Source organism: Pseudomonas sp. PAGU 2196 (genome assembly GCF_022179005.1).
Lineage (GTDB): Bacteria > Pseudomonadota > Gammaproteobacteria > Pseudomonadales > Pseudomonadaceae > Aquipseudomonas > Aquipseudomonas kermanshahensis.
Genome location: NZ_BNTL01000001.1, coordinates 198,699 through 215,706, shown reverse-complemented (window position 1 = coordinate 215,706; position 17,008 = coordinate 198,699). Strand labels below are relative to the sequence as shown.

Genomic DNA, 17,008 nt, shown 5'->3' with positions numbered 1-17,008 from the left:
AGTTATTGCGAGGGTGGCGCTGTAGGTGGGGGCCCGGCAACCTCACGTCAGGCTATCGACCGTCACCCAGTACCGGGTAAACCGTCGCACCCGCACCGGCAATGCCACCTCCAGCATCTGCAGAATTCGCTCACTGTCATCCAGCGGGTAAGACCCTGAAATCCGCAAGTCGGCAACCCGCTCGCTGCACCCCAGTTGCCCCTGCCGGTAGCGGCCGAGCTCGGCCAGGAAATCCCCCAGGCGCATCTGCGACGCTACCAGCATGCCGTCGACCCAGGCCCCGGCATTGCGGTCCAGCGCTGTGACCGCCCGCCAGCCGTTGCCCCCCAATCGGGCCTGTTGCCCTGCCAGCAAGGCCTCACCCGACACAGTGGCGACGCCACTGAACACCGACACCAGGCTGAACCCGTCGTACTGGCGCACGTTGAAACGGCCGCTGTCCAACTGCAGCGCAGCTTCGCCGGTGCGCAGCAGCAAGGGCCGGGCATCCTTGGCCACCTCCAGCGCCAGTTCGCCTTCGAGCAGGCGCACCACCCGCTGGTGCCCATCAAAGCGCACATCGGCGGCGCTACGGGTATTGAGTTGCAGCAGGCTGCCATCTTCCAGGTTCAACCGCCGACGCTGGCCGACCGGGCTGCGGTAGTCGGCCATTAGCCCTGGCAACGGGTTGTGCTGCTGCAGCCCCAACCCTGTGGCACTGGCCACACCGAGCAGCAGCAAGGCCTTGAGCGCACGCCGTCGAGCGGCCGATGGCGGCGCTTGCAGCGTCGCATGCACCACGGGCGAAGCCACCCCGCGTAGCCGCTGATTGACCTGCTGAATATGCGCCCAGGCGCGCTGGTGTTCGTGGTCGGCTTGTAACCAGTGCTCCAGCGCCAACTGCTGGGCCCGATCAAAATCATCACCCTGGGACTCGATCAACCAATGCACGGCCTGCTCGGCTACCTGCGGAGAAAACTGGGTATTCACAGGGCGAAGTAACAGCGCATGGCCGCCTTGTTCAGGTAGCGTTTTACCGTGGCCAGTGACACGTTCAGCTCACGCGCGATTTCGCCCTGGCCCAGGCCGTCGACCTGCGCCAGCAGGAAGGCACGCTTGACCAGCGCTGGCAGGCCATCCAGCAGGCGGTCTAGCTCCAGCAGCGTCTCGAAGATGATCGCTTTCTGTTCTTCGCTCGGTGCCACGTCTTCCGGCACCTGAGCCAAGGCCTGGAGGTAGGCGCGTTCCAGTTCCTGGCGCCGAAAGTGATTGCACAGCACCCGCTTGGCGACCGTGGCCAGGAACGCCCTAGGTTCGATCAATTGCGGTGTCTCGCGTGCCTGAAGCAGGCGTACGTAGGTGTCCTGCGCCAGGTCGGCGGCACTCTGCGGGCAGCCAAGGCGGCGGCGCAACCAGCCGGTCAGCCAGTTGTGATGGGCGTGATAGAGGCCTTCGACCGTGGAGGAAAGGGCGCTGGACACCGTGGATACTCCGGCGCCAAGATGCGCGATTGGAAGTAATAATTGTTCGCATTGTAATGGGCGACCCTGTGCTCGGCAATCCTCCAGGGGCGGATCGCCGGCCCGTCAGCGATGGGCGGCTAAGCAGCGGCAATATTTTGCTTATGCGAATTGAAATCATTATTATTGCAGCCCCAAAAATGCCCGGACCTCCGCCATGAAGCGCAACGCCGCCGGTATCCCGCTCAATTACCGCCTGGCCGTGGCCTCACGCTGCCTGGCTGCAACGCTGGGCGGTTATCTGCTGGCTTCCATGGCCAGTGTCAGCATCGCGCTGCTGGCGCCCTTGCCACGGGTCGACGCGACCCTCACGGGCTTGCTGTTGTCGTTCGTCTTCTACGTGCTGGCGTTCATCTGGTGCTTCGCTTGCCGTAGCGCCTGGCGTGCCTGGTGGGGCGTGCTGTTGCCAAGCGTGCTGCTGGGCGCGGTCAGCGGTTTTGCCTACTGGATGAAAAACCCATGAAAGAAGGCTTTCGCCAGGCCATGGCCTGGTTGCACACCTGGACCGGCCTGATCTTCGGCTGGTTGCTGTTCGCCATTTTCCTTACTGGCACGCTTTCGTACTTCAAGGACGAGATCAACCACTGGACCCAGCCCGAGGTGCGCAGCCATGCGCTCGACCCGGTAAACAGCCTGGGCTTGGCCCAGCGCTACCTGGAGGCCAATGCCGCGCACGCCAGCAATTGGATGATCCGCTTGCCCAACGCGCGCGAGGCGGCGCTGAACGTGGGCTGGCGCGACCCCGAGGCGGGGCGCCGCGGCTTTGTCAGCAAAAGCCTCGATGCGCAGACTGGCCAGCCAGTCGAGGCGCGCGATAGCCGTGGCGGCGAATTCTTCTACCGCTTCCACTTCCAGCTGGAGATGCCGTACCCGTTCGGCCGTTGGCTGTCGACGTTCTGTGCCTTCATCATGCTGCTGGGCCTGGTCACCGGGATCATCACCCACAAGAAGATCTTCAAAGAGTTCTTCACCTTCCGCCCTGGCAAAGGCCAGCGCTCGTGGCTGGATGGGCACAACGCAATCGGCGTGCTGGTGCTGCCGTTCCACCTGATGATCAGCTACAGCAGCCTGGTGCTGTTCATGTACATGGTGATGCCTGCCGGCATTCTGGCCAGCTATGGCGGCAATACCGGCGAGTACTTCAACGAGCTGTTCGGCCGCGACGATGCGCCCAAGGCTGCCAACGTCGCGACGCCCCTGGTGCCGTTGCCGACGCTGTACGCCAAAGTCGAGGAATTGGCGCCGGGTGCACGCATCGGTTTCATCCAGCTGCAAAACCCCGGTGACCGCAATGCCCGGGTCACCTTCACCCAGTCCTCGGCTGATAACGTCGCCTACCGGCGCAGCACCCACTGGACCTTCGATGGCGCCAGCGGGGCGCTGCTGACCCAAGGTGCACCGGAGAGTGGTGCGATGATGACGGCCTTCAGTTTTGCCGGCCTGCACATGGGCAATTTCGCCGGGCCCTGGCTGCGCTGGTTGTACTTTGTCTTCGGCGTGGCCGGCACAGCAGTCATCGGCACAGGGTTGGTGATGTGGCTGGGCAAGCGTCAGCTCAAGCATGCCAAGAGCGCGCACATGCCCGGCGAATTGCGCTTGGTCGAGGTGCTCAACATTGCCAGCATGAGTGGCCTGCTGCTGGCGGTGGCAGGGTTCTTCTGGGCCAATCGGCTGATCCCTGTGGCTGCCGAGGGCCGCGCCGATTGGGAGGTCAACACGTTCTTCCTGGTCTGGGCACTGTCGCTGGTGCATGCCGTGCTGCGTTCCGGGCGCCGCGCCTGGGGCGAGCAACTGGCGCTGGGGGCGCTGGCCTTCGCCTTGCTGCCGCTGCTCAATGGCCTCACCACAGGCCAGGGCCTCGATCAGTCATTGCGGTCTGGCGACTGGGCCATGGCCGGGTTCGATCTCACGGCGCTGGCCACCGGCGTGTTTCTGGCCTGGACGGCCAGCAAAATGCTGCGCCCGGCAAAGCCTGTTACCAAGCGCGCCTCACGCGCGGCCCAAAAACCGACGGTCGAGGGCGGCGAGGTGAGCGGATGCTAGGTAGTGCGCTGATCGGCTTCGCGGGCTTCGTCGCCCTGTGCCTGGCCATGGAAAAACACTTCAAGGAGCTGCTTGGGCGCAAACCGCAGGTGCAACAGTTGCGTGTGCTGCGCGTCGGTGGCTGGCTGCTGCTGGTGCTGTCGCTGGTACTCAGCGTGCACATGCGGGGGTGGGCGCATGGCCTGGTGGAATGGATAGCGGTGTTGATGGCGGGGGTGACCCTGTGGGTGTTCGCCCTGCCGTACCAGCCCCGCCTGTTGCTGGGCCTGGCCGCCGTCAGCGTGGTGCTCGGCCCGCTGTTGGCCGTGCTTGCTGTGTGACGCCTTGAGCGAGCCGGGTGACATGATCGAGCCAGATGCTGACAACACCGGCGGACGTGCGCGCTTTGTTCAGGTGTTTCTGGCGCAGCGTGCGCGCATGGAGGCATTGGTCAGCCGCCGGGTCGGTTGCCGGGCCACGGCATCGGACCTGGTCCAGGAGTTGTTCCTGCGCTTCTGGCGCCGCCCCGAGGTCAAGGTCGAAGCACTGGACACCTACCTTTTGCGCTGCGCCGGCAACCTTGCCATCGACCACCTGCGCAGCGAAGGCAGCCGCGAGCGTGTGGCCGAAGCCACGCACGCCGTGGATGAGCAGTCCAGCGCCGCAGAACCTGAGCAAGCCCTGGAGGTCGCTCACGACCTGCAACGCATCGAGGCTGCGTTGCGCGCCTTGCCCGATCGCACGCGGCAGATCTTCCTGCTCAATCGTATCCACGGCTGCAAGTACAGCGAGATCGCCACGGCCATGCAACTGTCCCAGAGCGCCGTTGAAAAGCATATGATGCGCGCCCTCGAAGCGTGCAAGGCGAGTGTCGCCGAGCCCGTTTCCACCCTACGCAGGCCAGGGAGCGCCCGTCGATGAGCCGTCCGAATCCGATCACTGCCGCGCAGTCACAGGCCGCGCTGCAGTGGCTGAGCCGCATCAACGAACAGCCTGAGCAAGCCCAAGGTGCGGCGTTCAAGCGTTGGTTGCTGGCCGACCCGGGGCATCGAGAGGCGTACGCACAGGCGCAGGCGCTGTGGCAGATGAGCGCGGCGCCAGCGGCGCGGTTGGCCGATGAAGAGCGCGGGGGCCTGCAACAGTACTTGGATGCCATGGCCAAGGCGCCTGCCCGAGGCCGTTGGCGTCAACGCGTCGCCGCCTTGGCGGTTGCAGCCTGCCTGGTGCTGGCGGTCGGCACTGTGGGTGGGTGGCACCCTGGCTACTGGCTGCAGGACCTGCAGGCCGACTACAGCAGCGCCGGGAACGTCCGCCAGGTGACCCTGGCCGATCAATCGCAGGTGACACTAGATGCAGGCAGCGCAATCACGGTCGACTTCGCCCAGGGCGAGCGCCGTGTGCGGCTGCTGCGCGGGGCGGCGTTCTTCCAGGTCACCCACACCGGCGAGCCGTTTCTGGTAGCTGCCGCAGGCGGTGAGGTGCGGGTGCTGGGCACCCAGTTCGAGGTGCGTGAGCAGGGGGATGGCGCGCAGGTGACGGTGCGCAGTGGGCGGGTCGCGGTGACACCGGGGCAAGGCGCGGTCGCCCGTGAACTGACGGCCAATCAGCAGCTGGCTTACGTTGACGGCCATGCGGGCAGTACCGTGAGCGTAGACAGCGAGAGCCGCCTGGCTTGGCGCCAGGGCTGGCTGAATTACTACCAGGTGCCGCTGGCGCAGGTGGTCGAGGACCTCGGGCGTTACTACCCGGGGCGCATCCTGCTGCTCAAGGGTGAGTTGGGGCAGCGCAAGGTCAGTGGCAGTTTCCCGGTGCAAGCGCCTTTGGCAGCGCTCGATTCACTTGGCAACGTGATGGGCTTTTCGCGCCAGACCGTCTTGGGGCGTTTGACGATTATCCGTTAGGCACCTGTACCAGAACCTGTGGGAGCGGCGGTGCGGCGGTCCGACTTGCCCGCGAAGAGGCCGGCCCAGGAAAAAATTCAAATAACGGATGAGGTAACAGGACGTGGCATCCGTGTAATGAGTGGAAGTGCGATTCATTCGCAATCAACACCCACTTACAGGTCAGCGTCCATGAAGTTCACCCCGTGTTGCGTCCCCCTCTGGCTCGGCCTTTCGGTGTGCCCGGTCATCGCCATCGCACCGTTGGCCGGGGCGGCCGAGCAGGTACAGGCGTACACGTTTGCCCAGCCAAGCCAACCCTTGGCCCAGGCGCTCAATGCCTTCAGCCGAGCCACCGGCCAGAGCGTGGTGTACACCCTCGAGCTTTCTGGCCAGCAGGCACCTGCCCTCAATGGCACCTTCAGCGCAGAGCAGGCGCTGCAGCAATTGCTGGGCACTTCCGGCCTGGCCTGGCGCCGCGTCGATGCCCGCACCTTCACCCTCGAAGCCGTGAGCAGCGACGGGGCACTCAACCTGCAGGCCACCACCGTGACCTCGCAGATGGACGCCTACAGCTATCAGCCCCCGGCCACGGCCTCGATCATGCGTGGCCAGGGCCCGAACCAGGACATCCCCCAGGCCATCAACGTGGTCCCGGCCCAGGTCATTCGCGACCAGGCCCCGCGCAACCTCGATGATGCCTTGACCAACGTCAGCGGCATTACCCAGGGCAACAACTTTGGCGGCACCTCCGACACCGTGATGAAGCGCGGCTTTGGCGACAACCGCGACGGCTCGATCATGCGTGACGGCATGCCCATCGTGCAGGGCCGCAGCCTCAATGCCAGCACCGAGCGGGTCGAAGTGCTCAAGGGCCCGGCCTCGCTGCTGTATGGCATCCAGGACCCAGGCGGGGTCATCAACGTGGTCAGCAAGCGCCCGCAACTGCAGCAGTACAACGCCCTGACGGTGCGTGGCTCGACCTACGGCAGCGGCAAAAATGGCAGCGGCGGTGGGTTCGACAGCACCGGCGCACTCGGCGACAGCAACTTCGCCTACCGCCTGATCGTCGACCACGAAGATGAGGACTACTGGCGTAACTTCGGTGTGCACCGCGAATCGCTGGTAGCGCCATCGCTGGCCTGGCTGGGCGAGGACACCCAGGTGGTGGTGGCGTACGAGCACCGTGAGTTTCTTTACCCGTTCGACCGCGGCACGGCCTTTGGCAGCAACGGCCACCCCTTGGACATTCCGGCCACGCGTCGCCTGGATGAGCCGTTCAACGACATGGAAGGGCGCTCTGACCTGTATCGCCTGGAGGTCGACCACCAATTGGCCGACGACTGGAAGCTGCACTTCGGCTACAGCTTCAACCGCGAGACCTACGACGCCAGCCAGGTCCGCGTGACGGGCGTCAACGAAGCCAAGGGCACGCTGACGCGCAGCATCGACGGCACGCACAACGCCATGAGCCGCGACCAGTTCGCCACCCTGAGCCTTGCGGGCAACGTCGAGCTGGGTGGCCTGCAGCATGACCTGTTGTTCGGCCTCGATCACGAAGACCGCAAGGTGTTTCGTGGCGACCTGATCCGCCAGACGGCGCAGTCTACCTTCAGCTATGAAAACCCAGTCTACGGCCAGGAAGTGGAGGGCAGCAGCGTGCGCGCCAGCGACAGCGACCAGACCGACAAACTGCGCACCGACGCGCTGTTCGTGCAGGACGCCCTGCACCTGGATGAGCACTGGATTCTGGTGGCCGGTGCGCGCTTCCAGCAGTTCGACCAGTACGCCGGCCGCGGTCGACCGTTCAAAGCCAATACCGACACTAGCGGCCAGGCCTGGGTGCCGCATGCCGGCATCGTCTACAAGGTCGATGACCAGCTGTCGTTCTATGGCAGCTACAGCGAGTCGTTCAAGCCCAACTCCAGCATTGCACCGTTGACCGGCGGTGTGGTGCTGGATGCGTCGGTAGCGCCCGAAGAGGGTAAATCGTGGGAGCTGGGGGCCAAGCTCGACATGCCTGGCAGCCTGACCGGCACCTTGGCGCTGTTCGACATCACCAAGCGCAATGTGCTGGTCGCCAACTTCGACACGGGTACCGGCGAGACGGTCTACAGCAATGCTGGCGAGGTCAATTCACGCGGTGTTGAACTTGACCTGACCGGGCAGCTCAGCGAACGCTGGAGCCTGATCGGCAGTTATGCCTTTACCGATGCCAAGGTCACCAAAGACCCGGACCTTGAAGGCAACCGCCTGCAGAACGTGGCCAAGCACAGTGGCTCGCTCTCGGCGGTGTATGACTTTGGCCGCGTGTTCGGTGGCGACCGACTGCGCTTTGGTGCTGGGGCCCGCTATGTGGGCGAGCGTTCGGGCAACTCGACCAACACCTTCGACTTGCCCAGCTATACCGTCGCCGATGCGTTTGCCACGTACGAGACCCAGCTCGACGAACACAACGTGCGCCTGCAGTTGAACGTGAAGAACCTGTTCGACAAGGTTTACTACAGCTCGGCGGTGAACCAGTACTTTGTCGCAGTTGGCGATGCGCGGCAGGTGAGCCTGTCCAGCACCTTCGAGTTCTAAGGGCTGAAGGCTGTGCGATAGTCGCCAGGCGTCGCTCCGAGTGCCTGGCGGAAGCGGTTGCTGAAATGGCTGGCACTGGCAAACCCGCACAGCAACGCCACCTCTCCCAGCGGCAGGTGACCCAAGCGCAGCAACTGGCAAGCACGGTGCAGCCGTCGTGCCAGCAGGTACTGGTGTGGCGGCAAGCCGAAACTGGTGCGGAACATGCGCGCGAAGTGGTACTCGGAAAGGTTGCAGCGCAGGGCCAGTTCACCGAGGGTGATGGGCTGGTCCAGGTGCGCCTCGATGTACTCCACCAACTGCCGACGCAGGTTCGGCGCCAAGCCGCCTTTCAGGCGCAGACCCTGACGTAGCCCAACCTGGCTGAGCACTGCGTGGTCGACGATTTCATGCGCCAGGCTGCTGGCCAGCAGGCGCTCGCCGGGCTCGTCCCAGGCCAGGTTGATCAACTGGCGAAAGCGCGCCGACTGTTGCGGGTCATCGAGGAACGTCGCCTCCTGCAGCTGCAATTCCCGCGGCTCACGGTCCAGCAGGCGCACGCAACCCAGGGCGAACTGCGCCTCGCTGACGTACAGGTGTGCCAGGCGAATCGCGCCGTTGACCACCCAGTTCGACTCATGGCCGGCCGGCATGATGCACAGCTTGTTCGGTGCGCCCTTGTCGGCCGGGCGCTGGCGACGGAAGGTGCCGGTGCCATCGGCGATGTAGCACGACAGCGTGTGATGGCTGGGCGCCTGGTAATCGCGGGCATCGTCGCGGTTGCGCCACAGCGCCGCAGCCAAGCCGTCGCCCAGGTGCGCGCTCAGCTCCAGGCGGGCGTGGGGCGAGGCGTGCATGGCGTTGAAGACGTGCAGTTGGGAGAGTGGGGTCATGGGCGATTCCTCTGGGGCCATCGTACTGCGCTTGCGTTGCGCTGACAGCTACCTGGGTTGGAAAAGCGCAAGTTTGTGCAAGCGGGGAGGGCCAGGAGGGCGAACACTGAGGGCCTCGGCGAGGGCTGCGCCCTCTATTCGCGGGGCAAGCCCGCTCCCACAAGTACCGAGCAGTCTTCGATTTCTGTGGGAGCGGGCTTGCCCCGCGAAGCGTCGGGCACCGATTCTGAAAGGCCCAAGGAACCACCCACATGAACCTGTCCCTGTACCTGCTCACCGTCCTGATCTGGGGCACCACCTGGATCGCCCTGAAACTGCAACTGGGCGTGGTCGCCATCCCGGTGTCCATCGTCTACCGCTTCGCTTTGGCCGGCCTGATCCTGTTCGCCATCCTGTTGCTCACCCGCCGCCTGCAACCCATGAACCGCCGCGGCCACCTGATCTGCCTGGCCCAAGGCCTGTGCCTGTTCTGCGTCAACTTCATGTGCTTCCTCACCGCCAGCCAGTGGATCGCCAGCGGCCTGATCGCCGTGGTGTTCTCCACCGCGACCCTGTGGAACGCACTCAACGCCCGGGTGTTCTTTGGCCAGAAGATCGCTGCCAACGTGCTGGGTGGCGGTGCACTGGGGCTGCTGGGCCTGGGCCTGCTGTTCTGGCCCGAACTGTCCCACCATGCCGCCAGCCGCGAAACCCTGTACGGCCTCGGCCTGGCTTTGCTCGGCACGCTGTGCTTCTCGGCCGGCAACATGCTGTCGAGCATGCAGCAGAAAGCAGGGCTCAAGCCCATGACTACCAATGCCTGGGGCATGGTCTATGGCGCGGCGATGCTGACGGTTTATTGCCTGTTCAGCGGCATTCCCTTCGCCATGGAATGGAACACGCGTTACATCGGCTCGCTGATGTACCTGGTGATCCCGGGTTCGGTGATTGGCTTCACCGCCTACCTGACCCTGGTTGGGCGCATGGGGCCGGAGCGGGCAGCCTACTGTACGGTGCTGTTCCCGCTGGTGGCCTTGAACGTGTCGGCGTTTGTCGAAGGGTATCAATGGACGGCGCCGGCGCTGTTGGGGGTGGTGTTGGTGATGGGGGGGAATGTACTGGTTTTTCGCAAATTCAAAGCCATCCGCATTTCCACAGTCCCCTTACTCAGACAGTGATGCTGAAGTATCGGTTGGTGAAATACCGGCCGGTACGGATTTCACGAGGCGCTGAATGTGACTGTGACGGCCTCTGTATTGCTGGAATCGTTACCTGCGCGTGAGAGGGCCGTATACATAACCGTATACTTGCCATAAATGGGTTTGCCAGCAATGAAGAATGTATCTTTAGGAATTTTACCTGTGATGGGATCTTCATTCTCGCGTGCAGGCGTCTCCAGAGTCACGCTAATATTCTCGGGTCCGTTTATATTAACAATGCAGTGGTCTCCAACTCTGGTAGTGGTGAAAGTTGGGGCTTTAAAACCTAAGCCGTCATGGCTGTCGAGGTAGGCGAGGTCGAATTTTGTGGTGGCCATCTCCAAGGGAGGCGCTTCGATGGGGTTTTTTAAGTCGACGGTGAATGAGGTTTTGACATCCCATTCATCCCATCCATGATCGTCTCTTTTTGATTTTAAAATGTAACCCAGGGATTGTTTCTGGCTTTTTTTGAATCGACCCGAAGGAAGTTTGAAGTATAGTTTCTCTGGAAGCTGTGTACGGAAGCTTTCTGTATGGATTGGCCGGTCCGGGTGCTCACTGCTGTGCGTAATGTGAAAAACGGAGGGTACTGGCCATTCGCTTGTTTCGGAGATGGTTATATTTAAAAACTCTTCCATCTTGGCGGTCTTGATAAGATTTTCTTCAGTTCCCGGGATATCTACAACGTCATCAAATTGGATGTCATTAAGAATCGGGTCGGTCTTTTCCATTTTGGTAGTCCTCAGAATAGCGATGAAGGTAGTGTTCTTCTGCATTGTTAATCTGAGGTGTAGCGAGTGTCACCTAGCAAAAATGATAGGTGCGTAGCGTTGGCAATGGGCCAATAAGCGAGTTGTTTCAGAATGTTCGCTTATCGCAAGGGGTGTGTGCAGAGGGAGTGCGCCATTCGCCAGCAGCTTTGCGAATGGCGCGATAAAGTCAGTTGAAAACCCTCAATCCTTCCACACCTGCGGGTTCACCAAATCCTGCGGCCGTTCGCCCAACAGCGCCGCACGCAGGTTGTCCATCGCCCGGTTGGCCATGGCCTCGCGGGTTTCTGCGGTGGCCGAGCCGATGTGCGGCAGGGTCAGGGCGTTGGGCAGTTTGAACAGTGGAGAATCGCTCAGCGGTTCCTTCTCGTACACATCCAGGCCGGCACCGCGAATCGTGCCGTTCTGCAGGGCTTCGATCAGCGCTGCTTCATCGACCACCGGGCCGCGGGCGATGTTGATGAGGAAGGCGCTTGGCTTCATCAGCTTCAGCTCCCGTGCACCGATCAGCTTGCGGGTGGCGTCCGACAACGGCACCACGATGCAGACGAAATCGGCTTCGGCCAGCAGTTGCTCCAGGCTGCGGAACTGCGCCCCCAGCTCTTGCTCCAGTGCGGTCTTGCGGCTGTTGCCGGTATAGATGACCGGCATGTTGAACCCGAACCGGCCGCGGCGGGCAACGGCGGCGCCGATGTTGCCCATGCCGACGATGCCCAAGGTCTTGCCGTGCACATCGCTGCCGAAGTGCGCCGGGCCGACGGTGGCTTGCCACTGGCCGGCCTTGGTCCAGGCATCCAGCTCGGCCGTGCGCCGGGCGCAGCCCATGATCAGCGAGAAGCCCAGGTCTGCGGTGCTTTCGGTGAGTACGTCGGGGGTGTTGGTCAGGGCGATGCCGCGCTCATTGAAGTAGTCGACGTCATAGTTGTCGTAGCCGACCGAGACGCTGGAGACCACTTCAAGCTTGGCCGCGCCTTCGAGTTGCGCACGGCCAAGCTTGCGGCCGACGCCGATCAGGCCGTGGGCCTCGGGCAGGGCTTCGTTGAACTGGGCGTTGATGTCGCCGAGCTTGGGGTTCGGCAGGATCACGTTGAAGTCTTGTTGCAGGCGCTCGGCCATGGCCGGGGTGATGCGGCTGAAGGCCAGGACGGTCTTTTTCATCGGCAACTCTCTGCAAGGCTAGGGTGGACTGCCAGGCAGTTGACCGCGTTGCGGTCATTCGCAGCACTAGGCTGCTCCTACAAAGGTCGGTGTAGGAGCAGCCTTGTGCTGCGAATGGAGGGCATCGCCCTCCCATGGTCCTGGCGCTGGAAGCAATGGTTAGCAACCTACCATTGCTCCTCCCCTCAATGCAGCATGTTTCTCAGTTGGCGATCTGCACCTGATGGGTTTTCAGGTCTGCCTCATGCGCTGCCAGAATTTCCGGCAGCGAATTGCGCAGGTACTCAACCCAGGTCTTGATCTTGGCATCCAGGTACTGGCGCGACGGGTAGATGGCGTACAGGTTCAGCTCTTGCAGCCGATACTCGGGCAGCACCCGCACCAGGCTGCCGTCACGCAGCCCGTCGATGGCCGAATAGATCGGCAGCACGCCCACGCCCATGCCACTGCGGATCGCGGTTTTCATGGCGTCGGCAGTATTCACCTGGAACGGCGAGCTGGTGATGTTGACCATTTCCTGGCCTTCCGGGCCGTCGAACAGCCACTTCTCCAGCGGGATCACCGGGCTGACCATGCGCAGACAGGCGTGCTTGAGCAAGTCGGCAGGCTTGTGTGCGATGCCGTTGCGCACGATGTAGTCGGGCGAGGCGCAGACGATGCTGTAGGTGATCCCCAAGCGCTGCGACACGAAGCCCGAGTCCGGCAGCTCGGTGGCCAGCACGATGGACACGTCGTAGCCCTCGTCGAGCAGGTCCGGCACGCGGTTGGCCATGGTCAGGTCGAAGGTCACGTCCGGGTGCGATTCGCGGTAGCGGGCAATGGCATCGACCACGAAGTGTTGGCCCACCCCGGTCATGGAGTGAACCTTCAATTGCCCGGCCGGGCGGGCATGGGCGTCGCTGGCCTCGGCCTCGGCTTCTTCAACGTAGGTAAGAATCTGTTCGCAGCGCATCAGGTAGCGCTTGCCGGCCTCGGTCAGCGCGATGCGGCGGGTAGTACGGTTGAGCAGCCGAGTTTGCAGATGGGCTTCCAGATTGGAGACCGCCCGCGACACGTTCGCGGTGGTCGTATCCAGTTGCGCCGCGGCAGCCGTGAAGCTGCCAAGCTGGGCTACGCAACTGAAAGCACGCATATTTTGCAGGGTGTCCATGGGTCACTCTCAAGGTAGAGGACAAAATTGTGTCACGAAGTAACGACGAAGTTATTAAAAGATGCCTTCGACCAAAGGCTGATTATCGCGCGTTTGGTAACAAAGATTCGCAGGAATATGCGCTTATCGCCAGTCCTGCCGCCCCCTAGAATTGCCCGGCCCCTCCACCTCTTCCTCGGGAAATCGCAGCTGTGCCGCGTCGCATCATCAGAACGCTTCAAGTGTTCAGTGCCTGTGCCCTTACCCTCACCTTGAGCGGCTGTATCGGAACCTGGGGCATTGCCCCGCAAAGCAAGACATTACACGCCAATACCCTGACCACCGACGCGGCCATACGCGAAGCCGCCACCGACGCGCACTGGCCCGACCAGCAGTGGTGGCAGGCCTATCGCGACCCGCAGCTGAACCGCTGGGTCGCATTGGCCGTCGAGGGTAGCCCGAACCTGGCCATGGCCCTGGCGCGGGTGCGCGAGGCCAAGGCCATGGCCGGTGTGGTCGAGTCGGCAGAAAAGCTGCAAGCCAACGGCCAGGCCACACTCAAGCGCCACAACTGGCCCGAGGATCAGTTCTACGGCCCTGGCGCACTGTCGGGCGCCAATACCTGGGACAACAACGCCGCCATCGGCTTCAGCTATGCCCTCGACCTCTGGGGCCGCGAGCGCAATGCCAGCGAGCAGGCTGTGGACCAAGCGCACATGAGTGTGGCCGAGGCTCGCCAGGCGCAGCTCGAGCTGCAGAACAACGTGGTGCGTGCTTACATCCAGCTGAGCCTGCACTTCGCCCAGCGCGATATCGTCAAGGCTGAACTGGAGCAGCAGGAGCAGATCCTGGCCCTGGCCAAGCGTCGGCTGGACGCAGGCATCGGCACCCATTTCGAAGTCAGCCAGGCCGAAGCGCCGCTGCCCGAAACCCATCGTCAGCTCGACAGCCTTGACGAAGAGATCGCCCTGACCCGCAACCAGCTTGCTGCGCTGGCCGGCAAGGGGCCAGGGGAGGGCGCGCAGATCCAGCGCCCGACCCTGACCCTCGGCGCCCCGCTCACGCTGCCGTCGGCGCTGCCCGCCGAGCTGGTCGGCCAGCGCCCGGACGTGGTCGCCAGCCGTTGGCAGGTGGCCGCGCAAGCCCGTGGCATCGACGTCGCGCATGCCGGCTTCTTCCCCAATGTCGACCTGGTCGGCAGCCTCGGTTTCATGGCCACGGGCGGCGGCCCGCTGGAGTTTCTCACCGGGCGCAAGTTCAACTACAACGTCGGCCCGGCAATCAGCCTGCCGGTCTTCGACGGCGGCCGCCTGCGCTCGCAACTGGGCGTCGCTTCAGCGGGCTATGACATGGCCGTCGCGCGCTACAACCAGACCGTGGTCGGTGCATTGAAAAACATCTCCGATCAGTTGATCCGCCGCGAGTCGATGAAAGAGCAATCGCACTTTGCCGCCGAATCGGTCGCCGCCGCGCAGAAGACCTACGACATCGCCATGGTCGCCTTCCAGCGTGGCCTGACCGACTACCTCAACGTGCTCAATGCGCAGACCTTGCTGTTCCGTCAGCAGCAGGTACAGCAGCAGGTGCAGGCCGCCCGCCTGATCGCCCATGCCGAGCTGGTCACCGCCCTCGGGGGTGGCCTGCAAGCGGGCAAGGACGTGCCGGAGCAAGAGCGCCAGGCCGCACCGAAAACCCCGGCCACCCTGGCCATTTTCGACAAGCAGCCGGATAACGCCGAATGAGCACCTCAAGCCTGCCCGTGCGCTGGTTGCAGAGCCTGGAGTGGCGCCGGGGCTTCTTTGCCTGGGCGCGCACCGATGGCGTGACCTGGGTCTACATCTTCAAGGTGCTGGCCGCCGCCTTCATCACCCTGTGGCTGGCCATGCGCCTGGAACTGCCGCAGCCGCGCACGGCGATGATCACTGTGTTCATCGTCATGCAGCCGCAAAGTGGCCACGTGTTCGCCAAGAGTTTCTACCGGGTGCTCGGCACCCTGGCAGGCTCGGCGATGATGGTCGCGCTGATCGCCATCTTCCCGCAGAACACCGAGCTGTTCCTGCCCAGCCTGGCCCTGTGGGTCGGCCTGTGTTCGGCAGGCGCGATGCGCTACCGCACCTTCCGCGCCTATGGCTTCGTGCTGGCCGGTTACACCGCGGCGATGATCGGCTTACCGGTGCTGGAACACCCCGACCAAGCCTTTATGGCGGCCGTGTGGCGGGTGCTGGAAATCGCCTTGGGGATTTTGGTGTCAACGTTCGTCAGCGCCGCGATCCTGCCGCAGTCGGCCAGCGCCGCCATGCGTAATGCCCTCTACCAGCGCTTCGGTGTGTTCGCTGGCGTCGTAGTCGAAGCCTTGCGCGGTGATAGCCAGCGCGACCGTTTTGAAAGCAGCAACGTGCGCTTCATCGCCGAGGCTGTGGGCCTGGAAAGCCTGCGTAACGTCACCGCCTTCGAAGACCCGCACATGCGCAGGCGCAGTGGCCGGTTGGTGCGCATGAACAGCGAGTTCATGGCCATCACCACGCGCTTCAATGCCCTGCACCGGCTGCTCGAACGCCTGCGCGCCCGTGGCCCGCTGCAGATCGTCAGCGCCATCGAGCCGGGCCTGGACACCTTGGTCGAATTGCTTCAGCCCTACGTGGGCCGCGCCTTGACCGACTCCGACGCGCTGCGCCTGGCGCTTGAGCTGGCCGCCTACAAGGAGGGCCTGCAAGCCCAGGTGCGTGGCTTGCGCGCCGAGTATCAGCAAACCAACCCCAGCGAGTCCGACCTGCTCGACTTCCACACTGCCTTCGAGCTGCTGTATCGCTTTGTCGACGAGATGTTCAGCTATGCCGAGACCCATGCCTCGCTGGCCATGCACAAGCACGAGCGCGAGCAGTGGGACGAGCCCTATGTGGCGCAGACCAGCTGGCTGGTGTCGTTGGCTGCTGGCGTGCGCGCCTCGGCGGTGCTGTTGCTGCTGGGCAGTTACTGGTTGCTCAGCGACTGGCCCAGCGGTGCCATGATGACGCTGATCGCCACGGTCACCGTGGGCCTGTCGGCGGCCTCGCCCAACCCTAAGCGCATGTCATTCCAGATGGCCTGTGGCACGGCGATCGGGGCCTTCGTCGGGTTCTTCGAAACCTTCTTCGTGTTCCCCTGGATCGACGGATTCCCGCTGCTGTGCATGGTCCTGGCACCGGTCTTCGTGCTGGGGGCGTTCCTGTCTTCGCGGCCGGCGTATGCTGGTTACGGCATCGGTTTGCTGGTGTTTTTCGCCATCGGTTCGGTGCCCAACAACCTGACCGTCTACGACCCTTACACCTTCATCAACGACTACATCGGCATGGTCATCGGCATGTTCGTCTGCGCTGCGGCCGGGGCGATCATCTTGCCGCCCAACAGCCGCTGGCTGTGGAGCCGGCTGGAGCAGGAACTGCGTGAACAGGTGCTGTTCGCCATCAGTGGCCGCTTGCGCGGCCTGGGTTCGGCTTTCGAGAGCCGCACCCGCGACCTGCTGCACCAAGCCTATGGCCTGGCTGCCGGCAAGCCGAAGGTGCAGAGCGAGCTGATGGGCTGGATGTTCACCGTGCTGGAAATCGGCCACGCCATCATCGAGCTGCGCAAGGAACAGGCCCGCGCCCCGATCCACCCGGCCTACGCCGAGTCGCAGCCATGGCGCCAGGCCATCCGCGTCATGGGCCGCGCCCTGGCGCGTTTGTTCCTGCAGCCCAGCGCCAGCAACCACGAGCGCGCACTGGTGGCGGTGGACCATGCCATCAGCCGCGTGCAGGCCACCGACGAACCCTTCGCCCGGCACTTCGACACCTCGGTGCTGCGCCGCGCGCAAAGCTACTTGCACTTCATCCGTTCTTCCCTGCTGGACCCACAGTCGCCGCTGGCACCGGCGAAAGGACTGCACCATGCCCCGTGAA

General features: G+C 63.5%; 15 protein-coding genes. 9 read left to right on the top strand and 6 right to left on the bottom strand.

The features are described from left to right. Positions 1-42: 42 nt before the first annotated feature. Together MFF34_RS00995 and MFF34_RS00990 are read right to left on the bottom strand one after the other, a co-directional pair. Entirely contained in the window at positions 43-969 is a 927-nt protein-coding gene (locus MFF34_RS00995) for a FecR domain-containing protein (RefSeq protein WP_099430411.1), read from the bottom strand. Next, positions 966-1,460, bottom strand: a complete 495-nt coding sequence (locus tag MFF34_RS00990; RefSeq protein WP_085273953.1) for a sigma-70 family RNA polymerase sigma factor — start codon at positions 1,458-1,460, stop codon at positions 966-968. Before MFF34_RS00990 ends, MFF34_RS00995 begins: the two co-directional genes overlap by 4 nt. A 196-nt stretch (positions 1,461-1,656) precedes the next feature. On the opposite strand from MFF34_RS00990, the gene MFF34_RS00985 reads away from it, so the two are divergent. The 6 genes from MFF34_RS00985 (at position 1,657) to MFF34_RS00960 (ending at position 7,984) form a co-directional block, all read left to right on the top strand. After that, positions 1,657-1,962 carry a DUF3649 domain-containing protein gene (locus MFF34_RS00985; RefSeq protein WP_238209630.1) on the top strand — a complete coding sequence of 102 codons (306 nt, stop codon included), beginning with the start codon at positions 1,657-1,659 and terminating at the stop codon, positions 1,960-1,962. Then, positions 1,959-3,542, top strand: a complete 1,584-nt coding sequence (locus MFF34_RS00980) for a PepSY domain-containing protein (RefSeq protein ID WP_027595274.1) — start codon at positions 1,959-1,961, stop codon at positions 3,540-3,542. The genes MFF34_RS00985 and MFF34_RS00980 overlap by 4 nt, the downstream gene beginning before the upstream one ends. Then, positions 3,536-3,862 (top strand): DUF3325 domain-containing protein, encoded by a 327-nt coding sequence (locus MFF34_RS00975; protein WP_238209623.1) that lies wholly within the window; start codon positions 3,536-3,538, stop codon positions 3,860-3,862. The genes MFF34_RS00980 and MFF34_RS00975 overlap by 7 nt, the downstream gene beginning before the upstream one ends. A gap of 22 nt (positions 3,863-3,884) precedes the next feature. Next, positions 3,885-4,442 carry an RNA polymerase sigma factor gene (locus tag MFF34_RS00970; RefSeq protein ID WP_238209621.1) on the top strand — a complete coding sequence of 186 codons (558 nt, stop codon included), beginning with the start codon at positions 3,885-3,887 and terminating at the stop codon, positions 4,440-4,442. Continuing rightward, positions 4,439-5,422 carry a FecR domain-containing protein gene (locus MFF34_RS00965; protein ID WP_238209619.1) on the top strand — a complete coding sequence of 328 codons (984 nt, stop codon included), beginning with the start codon at positions 4,439-4,441 and terminating at the stop codon, positions 5,420-5,422. The genes MFF34_RS00970 and MFF34_RS00965 overlap by 4 nt, the downstream gene beginning before the upstream one ends. A 171-nt stretch (positions 5,423-5,593) precedes the next feature. Next, positions 5,594-7,984 carry a TonB-dependent receptor gene (locus tag MFF34_RS00960; protein WP_238209617.1) on the top strand — a complete coding sequence of 797 codons (2,391 nt, stop codon included), beginning with the start codon at positions 5,594-5,596 and terminating at the stop codon, positions 7,982-7,984. Here the strand turns inward: MFF34_RS00960 and MFF34_RS00955 are convergent. Next, positions 7,981-8,856: a helix-turn-helix domain-containing protein gene (locus MFF34_RS00955; RefSeq protein WP_238209615.1), complete on the bottom strand. Its 876-nt coding sequence runs from the start codon at positions 8,854-8,856 to the stop codon at positions 7,981-7,983. The genes MFF34_RS00960 and MFF34_RS00955 overlap by 4 nt on opposite strands. Positions 8,857-9,107: 251 nt before the next feature. On the opposite strand from MFF34_RS00955, the gene MFF34_RS00950 reads away from it, so the two are divergent. Beyond that, positions 9,108-10,013 (top strand): DMT family transporter, encoded by a 906-nt coding sequence (locus MFF34_RS00950; RefSeq protein WP_238209607.1) that lies wholly within the window; start codon positions 9,108-9,110, stop codon positions 10,011-10,013. Positions 10,014-10,054: 41 nt separating this feature from the next. On the opposite strand, the gene MFF34_RS00945 is transcribed toward MFF34_RS00950, so the two are convergent. The 3 genes from MFF34_RS00945 to MFF34_RS00935 form a co-directional block, all read right to left on the bottom strand. Continuing rightward, complete coding sequence (locus tag MFF34_RS00945; protein WP_238209605.1) at positions 10,055-10,765, bottom strand: hypothetical protein; 711 nt, start codon at positions 10,763-10,765, stop codon at positions 10,055-10,057. 222 nt (positions 10,766-10,987) lie between these two features. Beyond that, on the bottom strand, positions 10,988-11,962 hold the full coding sequence (locus MFF34_RS00940; RefSeq protein ID WP_238209603.1) for a D-glycerate dehydrogenase: 975 nt from the start codon (positions 11,960-11,962) through the stop codon (positions 10,988-10,990). A 202-nt stretch (positions 11,963-12,164) separates the two neighbouring features. Then, positions 12,165-13,112 carry a LysR family transcriptional regulator gene (locus MFF34_RS00935; RefSeq protein ID WP_027595283.1) on the bottom strand — a complete coding sequence of 316 codons (948 nt, stop codon included), beginning with the start codon at positions 13,110-13,112 and terminating at the stop codon, positions 12,165-12,167. A 191-nt stretch (positions 13,113-13,303) separates the two neighbouring features. Here MFF34_RS00935 and MFF34_RS00930 point away from each other — a divergent pair, with 191 nt between their 5' ends. Continuing rightward, positions 13,304-14,833 carry an efflux transporter outer membrane subunit gene (locus tag MFF34_RS00930; protein ID WP_027595284.1) on the top strand — a complete coding sequence of 510 codons (1,530 nt, stop codon included), beginning with the start codon at positions 13,304-13,306 and terminating at the stop codon, positions 14,831-14,833. Beyond that, positions 14,830-17,007, top strand: coding sequence for an FUSC family protein (locus MFF34_RS00925; protein WP_238209601.1), 2,178 nt, complete (start codon positions 14,830-14,832; stop codon positions 17,005-17,007). Before MFF34_RS00930 ends, MFF34_RS00925 begins: the two co-directional genes overlap by 4 nt. Position 17,008: the final 1 nt, after the last annotated feature.